Here is a 12,408-nt window from a genome sequence, read left to right on the forward strand (position 1 = left end):
GAACCATCGCCTATGACCAGCCGCGACAGGCCGGAGCTTTTTTCGAATCGATGGATGGCCGGATCAAGTCCGGCCATGACGTCGCGAGCCATGACGTCGCGCGTGCAGGTGAGACGCCGCGCGCCTCTCACGCCGCCGTGCGGATCTGGCGCTCGCGGGCGATGACCTCGGAGGCCAGCTTGAGATAGGCCTGCGAGCCGGAGCACTTGAAGTCGTAGAGCAGCGCCGGCTTGCCGTGCGACGGCGCCTCGGAGACTCGGACGTTACGGGGGATGACCGTATCGTAGACCTTGCTGCCCATGTACTTGCGCACGTCGTCGACGACCTGGCCCGACAGATTGTTGCGGGGATCGAACATGGTGAGGACGACGCCGTGAATGGTGAGCCGCGGGTTGAGGGCCGTCTTGACCTGCTCGACCGTCTTCAGCAGCTGGCTCAGACCCTCCAGCGCGAAGAACTCGCACTGCAACGGCACCAGCACCGAGTCGGCGGCCGTCAAGGCGTTGATGGTGAGCAGGTTGAAGGACGGCGGGCAGTCGACGAGGATGTAGTCGAACGGCCGCTCCTGGCCGTCGCGGCTCAGCGCCTCGACGGCGCGCCGCAGGCGATGCGCCCGATCCTTCTCGCTGGCGATCTCCAGCTCGACGCCCAGGAGATCGAGCGTCGAGGGGGCGACGGCGAGGTTCGGCACCGCCGTCTCGAGCGCGCAGTCCACCAGCCGGGCCTCGCCGATCAGGACGTCGTAGGTGGACAGCCGCCGGCTCTTGCGATCGATGCCCAGGCCCGTCGAGGCATTGCCCTGGGGGTCGAGATCGACGATCAGCGCCCGCTCGCCGATGGCCGCGAGCGCGGTGCCGAGATTGATGGCGGTGGTCGTCTTGCCGACGCCGCCCTTCTGGTTTGCCAGCGCAAGCACCCGCGGCAAAGGCGTAGCAGAAATGGTCATTTTAAGAGCCCTCCAGGCCCCGAACGAACACGATGCGGCCCGCTGAATCCGTCAAGCTTTGGACCAATGTTGCATCAAGTTTCCAAGATCTAGTGGCCTGGGTCAACTCAGTCTCTACATCTTGACCCTTGGGAAACAGTGCAACTGTGCCAGTTCTCAACAAGTCTTTGGTCCAGCCAAGCAGGACGTCGAGCGAGGCGACCGCGCGCGCCGTGACGACATCGGTCTGACCCACAAAGCGCGTGACGCAGTCTTCGATGCGGGCTTCGTGGATTGTAGCAGAGGCCCCCGTGATTCGCGCGGCATGTCGGAGAAAAGCGCACTTGCGGCCATTCGACTCAACAAGGTCGATATGGCCGCCGACCTCGGCGAGCAGAATGCCCAGCACCAGCCCCGGGAAGCCGCCGCCGGAGCCGAGATCCAGCCAGCGTCGGGCGTCGGGGACGATGTCGAACAGCTGGGCGGAATCGACGATGTGGCGCGTCCATACCCGGTTCAGCGTGTCCGGCCCGACCAGGTTCTTGACCATCTGCCAGCGCCGCAGCTCGCTCTCCAGCCGGGCCAGGCGCTCTTCCGTTTCACGTGAAACCGGGCGAATGGCCAACGCCCGCCGACGGTCGCCGGCGGGGTCGGCCGCCAAACGATCCCGCTTCACGCGGCCGGTCCGGCGGAACGCTCGCGCCGCGCCAGGGCAGCGAGCAGCGTCAGGGCCGCCGGCGTCATGCCCTCGATGCGCGATGCTTGCCCCAAGGTCACCGGTCGTGTCGCCTCGAGCTTCAGCCGCAGCTCGGCGGACAGGCCCGGCAGGTTGAAGTCGAGGCCCGCCGGCAGCGCGACGCTCTCGCTGCGTCGAAATGCGGCGATATCCGTCGCCTGCCGGTCCAGGTAGACGGCGTAGATGGCGTCGGTCTCGAGCCTGTCGCGCAGATGCGGGCCAATGTCGGCCAGCGCCGGCCAGATCGCGCTCAAGCGGTCGATGGTGATGCCTGGGTGAGACAACAGCTGCAGCGCCGAGCGCCGGACGCCGTCCTGGTTCAGGGACAGCTGATGGCGGCCTGCCTCGGACGGCGTGAGGCTGACCGACCGCAGCAGCGCCCGCGCCTGTTCCAGCGCGCTCGCCTTGGCCAGGAAGGCATCCTGCCGCGGCCGGCCGACGCAGCCGAGCCGGATACCTTTCGGGGTGAGGCGCTCGTCGGCGTTGTCGGCCCGCAGCGACAGGCGATATTCGGCCCGCGACGTGAACATGCGGTAAGGCTCGGTCACGCCGTGGGTGACGAGATCGTCGATGAGCACACCGAGGTAGGACTCGGTGCGATCGAAGGCGATCGGCTCAGCGCCGCCGGCCACACGCGCCGCATTGAGCCCGGCGACCAACCCCTGGGCGGCTGCCTCCTCGTAGCCGGTCGTGCCGTTGATCTGCCCGGCCAGAAAAAGCCCCTGAACCGTGCGCAGCTCCAGCGTCGGATCCAGAGCGCGGGGGTCGACGAAATCGTACTCCACGGCGTAGCCCGGCCGCAGCATCCGGGCTCGCTCAAGGCCCGGAATGGTGGCGAGGAAGGCGTGCTGCACGTCCTCCGGCAATGAAGTGGAGATGCCGTTGGGATAGACGGTCGAGTCGTCCAGTCCCTCCGGCTCCAGGAAGATCTGGTGGCTGTCGCGGTCGGCAAAGCGCACCACCTTGTCCTCGATCGACGGGCAATAGCGCGGACCGCGGCCGGTGATCTCGCCGGAGTACATCGGCGCCCGATGCAGGTTGGCGCGGATCAGCTCGTGGCCGCCCGTCGTCGTTCGCGTCACGCCGCAGGCGATCTGCGGGTTGGTGATGCGCTCGGTCATGGCCGAGAAGGGCTCCGGCGGATCGTCGCCCTCCTGCCGGTCCAGGCTCGCCCAATCGATGGTGCGCCCATCGAGGCGCGGCGGCGTGCCGGTCTTGAGGCGCCCCATGGGCAGACCCAGCGCGCGGATCGAACGGGCCAGATGCAGCGCCGGCGGCTCGCCGCTCCGGCCGGCCGGAACCTTGACCTCGCCGACGTGGGTCAACCCATTGAGGAACGTGCCGGTGGTGATGACAAGTGTTGCGCAGCCGAATCGATCGCCGTTGGCCAGCGCCAGGCCCGCGACCCGCCCGTCATCGATGATGATCTCCGTCGCCTCCGCCTCGACGATCGTGAGGTTCTCCTGTCGCTCCAGCAGATCCTGAACGGCCGCGGCGTAGAGCTTGCGGTCCGCCTGCGCGCGGGGCCCGCGGACGGCAGGACCCTTGCGCCGGTTCAACAGACGGAACTGGATGCCACCCCGATCCGCCGCCAGGCCCATGATGCCGTCGAGGGCGTCGATCTCCCGCACGAGGTGGCCCTTACCCAGCCCGCCGATGGCCGGATTGCAGGACATGGCGCCGATCGTGGCGGCGCGCTGCGTCACCAGCGCCGTCCGCGCGCCAAACCGCGCAGCCGCCGCTGCTGCCTCCGTCCCGGCGTGGCCGCCGCCGATCACGATCACGTCGAACAGGGCAGGTTTCACGTGAAACATTCCGTTAACTATTTTCCGATGCAGAACGACGAAAAGATCCGATCGAGGATCTCCTCGGCGCCCACGTGGCCGGTGATGCGCCCCAGCGCCTGGACCGCATCGCGCAGATCCTGCGCGATCAGCTCCGGGTACAAACGCGCGCCGACCGCATGATCAGCGCTCAGGCGCGCGAGGGCCTCTCGTGTGTCTCTCAGCGCGTGCCGATGCCGGTCGCGCGTGATTAAGCTTGATCCCGGCCCCACCATCGCCCGCAAGCGACGTTCGATCTCCGCCAAGAGATCGTCAATGCCGCCACCCGTCAGGGCCGAGACCGACACGGCGTCGCCCGCGGTCCCGGACTCTCGATCGAGATCGCTCTTCGTCCGCACGGCGAGGGCACCGGCAGGGGTGTCCCCAGGGGTGTTCATGCGGACATCGTCGCTCGCCGTGAGCCATAGCACGAGATCCGCGTCACTCATACGGGCGGCGGCCCGCCGGATGCCCTCGCGCTCGATCGGCTCGTGGGAGTGCCGCACCCCCGCCGTATCGATCAGCGTGATCGGCAGGCCGCCAAGGTCGCAGCGCACCTCAAGCATATCCCGCGTCGTGCCCGGGTACGGCGACACGATGGCGACATCACGTCCGGCTAGGTGGTTGAGCAACGTCGACTTGCCCGCGTTGGGCGGTCCGGCAATGACCACCGTGAATCCCTCGCGGACACGTTCGCCCATGCGGTTGTCGGCCAGTGCGGATTCGATCTGGGTCCGAATCGATATCGCTTCGGCGATCGCTGGGCCGATCAGCTCGTCGCCCACGTCCGCCTCGTCCGAGAAATCCAGGTCCGCTTCGACGCGCGACAGCGCGCCGATCAGGCCATCGCGCCAGTCCTCGACCGCCCGGCCGAGCCGCCCATCGAGCTGGCGCAGCGCCTGCCGCCGCTGGCCGTCGGTTTCCGCATCGACCAGATCGGCGATCGCCTCAGCTTCGGTCAGGTCGAGCTTGCCGGCCAGAACGGCGCGCCGGGTAAACTCGCCGGGCTCCGCCAGCCGCACCCCCGGCAGCGCCGCGAGCGCCGCCATCACCGCCGCCAGGACGCTGGTGCCGCCGTGCAGGTGAAGCTCGGCCATATCCTCGCCGGTGGCACTCGCCGGCTTGGGAAACAGCACGACGAGGGCTGCGTCGAGCACGTCGCCCCGCCCATCCCGCAGCCGTCGAAGGCTCATGTAGCGCGGCTGTGGAAGCTCGCCCGCTAATGTTTCGAGGACGAATCGAGTCTGCGGGCCCGAGATGCGGACAATAGCCAGCGCTGCGCGGCCCGGCGCTGTCGCCGGCGCGCAGATGGTATCACCATCACGAATCACAGGGTGTTTCACATGAATCACCGCGACATCGCTGCGCGACCGGGCAGGGACGTCCGGTCTGGGAGCACACCGGTTCCGAGGCAAACCCGATGCTGAGATGAAGAGATAGACGGCCGGTCAGGCTTCGGCCACTCTCGCCTGCGGCGGAGCAGCGGCGCGGCAGCTGGAGCCGGACCATGCCCAAGGGCGTTTCCGCGTACCCCACGCCACAAGGTAACCTATCCGAGGACTTGGCGACGAGCGAAGAGCGCCAGTCGATGAGACAGGCGCGGCTTGCAGCGAGCTCGTGTTCTGAAAGCGCAACGCAAGCTGGACCGCCCCCACCCCCTACCCTCCACTTCGTGGGGGGAGGGTGGAGCAGTTGCTTACAGCCTTGGGAAGGTTGGCAAGTCGGGCAGTCCAAATAGCCTCCCCCTTGTGGGGAGGCTGTCCCGAGCGTCAGCGGAGGAACTGGTGGGGGGTCGGCTCCAACCGCCACGACACTGGCAGAACCGCCTGTGCCCTCTATCCGTCTATACGAGCGCAGGCTCCGATACCGTTCCCAAAGCGAATCGACTTGCGGGGGCCGAGCCTACGTATTCATCGAGTCGAAGAACTCGGAATTCGACTTCGTCTGCCGCAGCTTGTCGAGCAGGAACTCGATCGCGTCGACCGTGCCCATCGGGTTGAGGATGCGCCGCAGCACGTACATCTTCTTGAGGATGTCGGCCGGGACGAGCAGCTCTTCCTTGCGGGTGCCGGAGCGGGTGATGTCGATGGCCGGGAAGGTGCGCTTGTCGGACACCTTGCGGTCGAGGATGATTTCCGAGTTGCCGGTGCCCTTGAACTCTTCGAAGATCACCTCGTCCATGCGGCTGCCGGTGTCGATCAGCGCCGTGGCGATGATGGTGAGGGAGCCGCCCTCCTCGATGTTGCGGGCGGCGCCGAAGAAGCGCTTCGGCCGCTGCAGCGCGTTGGCGTCGACGCCGCCGGTCAGCACCTTGCCGGACGACGGCACCACGGTGTTGTAGGCGCGGCCGAGGCGGGTGATCGAGTCGAGCAGGATGACGACGTCACGGCCGTGCTCGACCAGGCGCTTGGCCTTCTCGATCACCATCTCCGCGACCTGCACGTGGCGGGCGGCCGGCTCGTCGAAGGTCGACGAGATGACCTCGCCCTTCACCGAGCGCTGCATGTCGGTGACCTCCTCGGGCCGCTCGTCGATGAGCAGCACGATCAGGTAGCACTCGGGGTGATTGTTGGTGATCGACTGCGCGATGTTCTGCAGCAGCACCGTCTTGCCGGTGCGCGGCGGCGCCACGATCAGGCCGCGCTGGCCTTTGCCGATCGGCGAGACGATATCGATGATGCGCGCCGAAAAATCCTTGCGCGTCGGGTCCTCGCCCTCGAGCCGCAGCCGCTCGTCCGGATAGAGCGGCGTCAGGTTGTCGAAGTGGACCTTGTGGCGAATCTTTTCCGGGTCTTCGAAGTTGATCGTGTTGACCTTGAGCAGGGCGAAATAGCGCTCGCCCTCCTTCGGCCCACGGATCGGCCCCTCGACCGTATCGCCCGTACGCAGCCCGAAGCGGCGGATCTGCGACGGCGAGATATAGATGTCGTCGGGACCGGGCAGATAATTCGAATCGGACGAGCGTAGGAAGCCGAAGCCGTCTTGCAGCACCTCGACCACGCCCTCGCCGATGATGTCGGTCTCGCGGGCGGCGAGCTGCTTGAGGATGGCGAACATCAACTCCTGCTTGCGCAGGATCGAAGCGTTCTCGACCTCCAGCTCCTCGGCCGAAGCGAGCAGCTCGGTCGGCGTCTTGGACTTGAGGTCCTGTAGTTTGATCTCCCGCATGGGGGGAAGCTCTCGCGGATGAGCCGCGTCGGGGACCGACCGCGGCATATGTGTGATGGGTAAATCAATGGGATCACGCGCGCGGGGCGCGACCACAATCGGCGTCACGGAAATGAAGCGGGTGGACCGCTTACGCCGACTCGTCTGGGGAAAGACCCGTCCTCGATACCCCGTTTTGAGCGTCCGCTCAAGCCAAAACCTGTTCAGAACGGCTTGAGCACCACCAGGAGCACGATCAGAATCATCAGGACCGTCGGTATCTCGTTGACGTACTTGTAGAATTTGGCGCTTCGCCGGTTGCCGTCGGCGGCGAAGACCCGCACCGTGCGCGCCAGATAGCCGTGCAGGGCGAACATCAGCAGCACCAATGTCAGCTTGGCGTGCATCCAGCCGAACCGCCACCATTCGCCCTGGAACAGCACGACGAGGCCGAAGACCAGGGTGGCGATCGCCGCCGGGGTCACGATGCCGCGGAGCAGCCGGCGCTCCATCACCTTGAAGGTCTCCGACAGCTCCGAGCCGGGCGCCGCCGCCGCGTGGTAGACGAAGAGCCGCGGCAGATAGAGCATCCCCGCCATCCAGGCGATCACGGCGATCACGTGAAGCGCCTTGAACCAGTCGTACATGCCTAGCCGCCCCTGCCCGCCCGCACCCGCTCGACCAGGCGCTCGACATGCGCGATCGGCGTCTCCGGCTGGATGCCGTGACCGAGGTTGAAGATGTGTGGGCCGCCGCCAAAGGCGCTGCGGATCCGCTCGACGGCTTCGTCGAGCGCCGCCCCGCCCGCCACCAGCGCCAGCGGATCGAGATTGCCCTGCACGGTCACCCGTGGCTGAAGCGCATCCGCGGCCCAGGCCGGATCGATCGACCAATCGAGGCCGAGAACGTCGACGTCGGGCTCCGCGGCAAAGCGTGTGAGCCTGTCGCCGACGCCGCGGGCGAAGACGATGACGCCCGCATGCGGGCGCTCGCGCTTCACGTGACGCACCAGCTGCATGACCGGATCGAACGACCACCGCTCGAACAGCGCCGGCGGCAGGGCGCCGCCGAAGCTCTCGAAGATCTGCACGGCATCGACGCCGGCATCGATCTGTCCGACCAGATAGCGCGCCGAGGCCTCGACCACCCGGTCGATCATCGCCTGCAGGAAATCCGCATCGCGGTAGGCCGTCAGCCGGATCGGCGCCTGGTCCGGCGTGCCCTTGCCGGCGATCATATAGCTGGCAACCGTCCAGGGCGCGCCGCAGAAGCCGATCACGGCCGTCTCGGGTCCCAGGCTGCCGCGCACCCGGCGGGCGGTCTCCAGCACGGCGTCCAGCCGCCCTGGATCGCCATCGAGCAGACGGAGGGCACCGCCATCGGTGACCGGGTCGAGCCGCGGCCCCTCGCCTTCCACGAAGCGGACGCGCTGGCCGAGCGAATCCGGGATGACAAGGATGTCCGAGAACAGAATGGCCGCGTCGAAGCCGAAGCGCCTTATCGGCTGCAGGGTCGCTTCGGCGGCGAGCTCGGGCGTGTAGCAGAATTCGAGGAAGCTCGGCGCCTTGGCCCTCAGCTCGCGATACTCCGGCAGGTAGCGGCCGGCCTGACGCATCAGCCACAGCGGCGGCGTCTCGCTGCGTTCACCGCGGAGCGCCCGCATGAAGGGTGACGTCTCGGCGTTAGGCACAGGCGACCCTTCTCCTAAAAATATCTTTGAATCTGGACTCTGTAGTTTCTGTTGGACGGCGGATTAGCGCGGCGCAGGGCTGTCCACAATCGTTCCCCAGGCGCCTGCGTCAAAACGGCGACCCATGCGGCCCGGCGGCCGGCAGCGCAAAGGCAGACCGATTAACGATTTGTTAACCTCCTCGCCGGCGCTTGTCGCGCCCCGTCCCGATTCGTCCCGCCATCCCCAGGCCGGCACGACACAGGCTCGGTGCTGTTGATCGCAGTCCCCCGCCACGCCAAAGTGGCGCGCCGCGATCGCTTCGACTCGCGGCGCCGTCCACAGACGCGCAGAGTTGTCCCCCGCTCCGTCGTCGGAAGCCTTCCGTGAACCGCAGCTTCTTTCATCTCCATCTCGTCTCCGACTCGACCGGCGAAACCCTCATCGCGGTCAGCCGGGCCGTATCGGCGCAGTACGAGGGCGTTGCCGCGATCGAGCACGTCTACCCGCTCGTGCGCTCGCGCCAGCAGCTCGATCGGGCGATCGGCGGCATTCAGGCTGCGCCCGGCATGGTGCTCTACACGCTGGTCGACGAAGAGCTCGCCACGGCGCTCGAGGAGGTGTGTCGGGAGACCAGCTCGCCCTGCCTGTCGGTGCTGGCGCCGGTGCTCAACATGTTCCAGTCCTACCTCGGCGCTTCGTCGCAGGCGCGGCCGGGCGCCCAGCACGTGCTCAACGCCGAGTACTTCAAGCGCATCGACGCCATGAATTATACGCTGCTCCACGACGACGGGCAGATGCACGAGGACCTCGACCAGGCCGACGTGGTGCTGTTCGGCGTCAGCCGCACCTCCAAGACGCCGACCGGGATCTACCTCGCCAATCGCGGCATCAAGACCGCCAACGTGCCCTACGTGCCCGGCGCGCCGCTGCCGCCCAAGCTCGAGAACGTGCGGCGGCCGCTCGTCGTCGGCCTCGTCGCGAGCCCGGAGCGCATCGTGCAGATCCGACAGAACCGGCTGCTCAGCCTCAACGCCAACGATCGCTCCTCCTATGTGGACCGGCAGGCGGTGTCGGACGAGATCTCCGAGTCGCGGCGGATCTGCCTGCGCAATCGCTGGCCGGTCATCGATGTCACGCGCCGCTCCATCGAGGAGACGGCCGCCGCCATCCTCGATCTCTACCGTGAGCACCAGTTCACCTTCATCGCGACGTGATGCCGTGACCGATCCCTTCTGGCTCGACCCCCAGCCGCTGCTCCTCGCCTCGACCAGTGCGACCCGGCGCGACATGCTGCGCGCCGCCGGGCTGCCGGTGGAGACCATGGCGCCTCATGTAGACGAACGGGCGGTGGACGCCGCCGCCCGCGCGGCGGCCACACCCGCGCCGGGCATCGCGGCATTGCTGGCTCGCGAAAAGGCGCTGGCCGTGGGCCGGCGGTCGCCCGGGCGCCTGGTGCTCGGCGCCGATCAGACCCTGGCTTGCGCCGGCGAGGTCTACGACAAGCCCCGTGATGCCGCGGCCGCCGCGGCACAGCTCGCGGCACTCGCCGGCCGCGCCCACACGCTGCATTCGGCAGCGGCGCTGGTGCGCGACGGCGAGGTCCTGGCCGAGCTGCGCTCGGACGCGGAGCTGACCGTGCGGCCGCTATCCGCTGCCTTCATCGATCGCTACGTCGCAAGCGTCGGCGAGGCGGTGACGCGCAGCGTCGGCGGCTACCAGGTCGAAGGCCTGGGGGTGCAGCTGTTCCAGTCCATCAGCGGCGACCATTTCACCATCCTGGGCCTGCCGCTGCTGCCGCTGCTCGATGCGCTGCGGCGCCTCGGGGCGTTGGCGAGGTGATATCATGACCCTGCAGGCCTGCGTCATCGGCGATCCGATCGCCCATTCCCGGTCGCCGTTGATCCACGGCTACTGGATCGACCATCACGGCATCGACGGCAGCTACGGCCGCCGTCACGTCACCGCGGCGGAGCTGCCGGCCTTCGTTGCCGAGCTGCGCGGCGGCGGCTGGCGCGGCTGCAACGTCACCGTGCCGCACAAGGAGGCCGTTGCGGCGATGGTCGACGAGCTGACGCCGGTGGCGGCGGCGCTCGGCGCGGCCAACACGCTGTGGCTGGAGGAGGGGCAGCTCAAGGCCGACAACACCGACGTGGCCGGCTTCATGGCCAACCTGGACCAGGCCGCCCCGGAGTGGCGGGATCGTGCCGCGACGGTCACCGTGCTGGGTGCGGGGGGGGCCGCCCGCGCCGCGATCCACGGGCTTCTCGCACGCGGCGTCGACACGGTTCACGTCGTCAACCGCTCGGTGGAGCGGGCAGCGCAAGTGGCGCAGTCCTTCGGGCCATGCGTCCGGCCGGCATCGTGGCGCGACCTTGCCGCCGCCCTGGCCGTATCCGGCCTGCTGGTCAACACCACCTCGCTCGGCCTGACCGGCCAGCCGCCGCTGGCCATCGACCTTTCGCCGTTGCCGGACGGCGCAACGGTCTACGACATCGTCTATGTGCCGCTGGAGACGCAACTGCTGGCCCAGGCCCGAGCCCGTGGCCTCACCGCCGTCGACGGCCTCGGCATGCTGCTGCACCAGGCGGTGCCGGGCTTCGAGCGCTGGTTCGGCGTCCGGCCGCAGGTGACCGAGGAGCTGCGCGCCATGCTCGTCGCCGATATCGAGGGATCACGATGACGTTTGTGCTTGGCCTCACCGGATCGATCGGCATGGGTAAATCGGCCACCGCCGCCATGTTCCGGCAGCGGGGCGCGCCGGTCTACGACGCCGACGCGGCGGTGCACGCGATCTACCGGGGCGCCGCCGCCCCGCTGGTGGAAGCCGCCTTTCCCGGCACGACGGCGGACGGCGTCGTCGATCGCCAGAAGCTCGGTGCCGCCGTGCTCGGCAACGATGTGGCGTTGAAGCGCCTGGAGCAGATCGTCCACCCGCTGCTGCGCGGGGCGCAGCTGGATTTCCTCGCCGATGCGGCCAGGCGGTCGCTGCCCGTCGCGGTGCTCGACATTCCCCTGCTGTTCGAGACCGGCGGCGAGGGGCGCTGCGACGCGGTGGTGGTGGTGAGCGCGCCGGCCGCGGTTCAGCGCCAGCGGGTCCTGGCGCGGCCGGGCATGACGGCCGAGAAGTTCGAGCTGATTCACGTGAAACAGGTGCCGGACGCGATCAAGCGTGCCCGGGCGCATTTCATTGTGGACACCGGGCGCGGCTTTGCTGCCGCCAGCCGGCAAGTCGACGATATTCTGCGGGCGCTGGCCGGCCGCACCGGCCGGATCGCGACGATCGTTTCCTGAAGCAAGCCCGGCGGCAAAGGTGGCCCGTGACGCGTGAAATCGTTCTCGACACCGAGACCACCGGCCTCGAGCCGAACAACGGCGATCGCATCGTCGAAATCGGTTGCGTCGAGCTGATCAATCACTTCCCGACCGGCCGCAACCTCCATCTCTACATCAATCCGGAGCGGTCCATGCCGGCGGAGGCCTTCGCCGTGCACGGGCTGAGCGAGGACTTTCTCAAGGAGAAGCCGGTCTTCGCCGACCTCGCCGCCGAATTCGCCGAGTTCATCGGCGAGGACATGCTGATCATCCACAACGCGGCCTTCGACGTCGGCTTCATCAACGCGGAGTTCGCCCGTGTCGGGCGCCCGCCGGTGGCGGCGGCGCGCGTGCTCGACACGCTGGCACTGGCGCGGCGGCGCCACCCCGGTGCCGGCAACAGCCTGGATGCGCTGTGCTCGCGCTACGGCATCGACAATTCCCGCCGCACCAAGCACGGAGCGCTGCTCGATTCGGAGATCCTCGCGGAGGTCTATATCGAGCTGATCGGCGGCCGCCAGGCGGGGTTCGATCTCTCGCCCATGCTGGCCGGCTCCGCCGGCACGGGCGGCGCGCGCGGCGCCCGTGCGCCCACACTGCAGCGGCCGGCGCCGCTGGCGCCGCTCGTCAATGCTGACGAGCTTGCCGCGCACGCGGCATTCGTCGCGAGCCTCGGCGAAGCTGCCATCTGGCGCGAGTATATCGACCTGAGCTGAACAGTGGCAGCCCTTCCGGGCTGATGCTCGTTCCTGGATGGATGGCCGGGTCAAGCCCGGCCATCCATCGAGAAGGA

At 68.1% G+C, this 12,408-nt stretch carries 12 protein-coding genes; 5 read left to right on the plus strand and 7 right to left on the minus strand.

The window, feature by feature from the left end; all coding sequences use genetic code 11:
* Window positions 1–127: 127 nt before the first annotated feature.
* The 7 genes from ACZ5PO_RS07790 to hemE all read right to left on the minus strand — a co-directional run bounded on the left by ACZ5PO_RS07790 (window position 128) and on the right by hemE (window position 8,294).
* On the minus strand, window positions 128–946 hold the full coding sequence (locus ACZ5PO_RS07790; RefSeq protein WP_464191970.1) for a ParA family protein: 819 nt from the start codon (window positions 944–946) through the stop codon (window positions 128–130).
* Between the two features lies 1 nt (window position 947).
* On the minus strand, window positions 948–1,601 hold the full coding sequence (gene rsmG / locus ACZ5PO_RS07795) for a 16S rRNA (guanine(527)-N(7))-methyltransferase RsmG (RefSeq protein WP_464191972.1): 654 nt from the start codon (window positions 1,599–1,601) through the stop codon (window positions 948–950).
* A complete protein-coding gene (gene mnmG / locus ACZ5PO_RS07800) occupies window positions 1,598–3,475 on the minus strand; it encodes a tRNA uridine-5-carboxymethylaminomethyl(34) synthesis enzyme MnmG (RefSeq protein WP_464191974.1) in 1,878 nt (625 codons plus the stop codon). Before mnmG ends, rsmG begins: the two co-directional genes overlap by 4 nt.
* An 8-nt stretch (window positions 3,476–3,483) precedes the next feature.
* Complete coding sequence (gene mnmE / locus ACZ5PO_RS07805; protein ID WP_464191976.1) at window positions 3,484–4,827, minus strand: tRNA uridine-5-carboxymethylaminomethyl(34) synthesis GTPase MnmE; 1,344 nt, start codon at window positions 4,825–4,827, stop codon at window positions 3,484–3,486.
* A gap of 559 nt (window positions 4,828–5,386) precedes the next feature.
* Entirely contained in the window at window positions 5,387–6,700 is a 1,314-nt protein-coding gene (rho, locus tag ACZ5PO_RS07810; RefSeq protein ID WP_464191978.1) for a transcription termination factor Rho, read from the minus strand.
* 155 nt (window positions 6,701–6,855) lie between these two features.
* Window positions 6,856–7,278: a protoporphyrinogen oxidase HemJ gene (hemJ, locus tag ACZ5PO_RS07815; RefSeq protein WP_464191980.1), complete on the minus strand. Its 423-nt coding sequence runs from the start codon at window positions 7,276–7,278 to the stop codon at window positions 6,856–6,858.
* 2 nt (window positions 7,279–7,280) lie between these two features.
* On the minus strand, window positions 7,281–8,294 hold the full coding sequence (hemE, locus tag ACZ5PO_RS07820; protein ID WP_464196738.1) for a uroporphyrinogen decarboxylase: 1,014 nt from the start codon (window positions 8,292–8,294) through the stop codon (window positions 7,281–7,283).
* Window positions 8,295–8,686: 392 nt separating this feature from the next.
* Here hemE and ACZ5PO_RS07825 point away from each other — a divergent pair, with 392 nt between their 5' ends.
* The 5 genes from ACZ5PO_RS07825 to dnaQ are packed head-to-tail and all read left to right on the plus strand — an operon-like array spanning window position 8,687 to window position 12,331.
* Window positions 8,687–9,517: a pyruvate, water dikinase regulatory protein gene (locus ACZ5PO_RS07825; RefSeq protein ID WP_464191982.1), complete on the plus strand. Its 831-nt coding sequence runs from the start codon at window positions 8,687–8,689 to the stop codon at window positions 9,515–9,517.
* Between the two features lie 4 nt (window positions 9,518–9,521).
* Entirely contained in the window at window positions 9,522–10,142 is a 621-nt protein-coding gene (locus tag ACZ5PO_RS07830; RefSeq protein ID WP_464191984.1) for a Maf family protein, read from the plus strand.
* 4 nt (window positions 10,143–10,146) lie between these two features.
* Window positions 10,147–10,983 (plus strand): shikimate dehydrogenase, encoded by an 837-nt coding sequence (locus ACZ5PO_RS07835; RefSeq protein ID WP_464191986.1) that lies wholly within the window; start codon window positions 10,147–10,149, stop codon window positions 10,981–10,983.
* Complete coding sequence (coaE, locus tag ACZ5PO_RS07840) at window positions 10,980–11,594, plus strand: dephospho-CoA kinase (protein WP_464191988.1); 615 nt, start codon at window positions 10,980–10,982, stop codon at window positions 11,592–11,594. The genes ACZ5PO_RS07835 and coaE overlap by 4 nt, the downstream gene beginning before the upstream one ends.
* A gap of 26 nt (window positions 11,595–11,620) precedes the next feature.
* A complete protein-coding gene (gene dnaQ / locus ACZ5PO_RS07845) occupies window positions 11,621–12,331 on the plus strand; it encodes a DNA polymerase III subunit epsilon (protein ID WP_464191990.1) in 711 nt (236 codons plus the stop codon).
* Window positions 12,332–12,408 lie beyond the last annotated feature (77 nt).

This window comes from Chelatococcus sp. KU-N122 (genome assembly GCF_055391085.1).

Coding starts and splice junctions, on each gene's coding strand:
- coaE (WP_464191988.1), top strand. CDS start 10,980: ATGACGTTTGTGCTTGGCCTCACCGGATCGATCGGCATGGGTAAATCG.
- ACZ5PO_RS07790 (WP_464191970.1), bottom strand. CDS start 946: ATGACCATTTCTGCTACGCCTTTGCCGCGGGTGCTTGCGCTGGCAAAC.
- rho (WP_464191978.1), bottom strand. CDS start 6,700: ATGCCGCGGTCGGTCCCCGACGCGGCTCATCCGCGAGAGCTTCCCCCC.
- hemJ (WP_464191980.1), bottom strand. CDS start 7,278: ATGTACGACTGGTTCAAGGCGCTTCACGTGATCGCCGTGATCGCCTGG.
- hemE (WP_464196738.1), bottom strand. CDS start 8,294: ATGCGGGCGCTCCGCGGTGAACGCAGCGAGACGCCGCCGCTGTGGCTG.
- ACZ5PO_RS07835 (WP_464191986.1), top strand. CDS start 10,147: ATGACCCTGCAGGCCTGCGTCATCGGCGATCCGATCGCCCATTCCCGG.
- mnmG (WP_464191974.1), bottom strand. CDS start 3,475: ATGTTTCACGTGAAACCTGCCCTGTTCGACGTGATCGTGATCGGCGGC.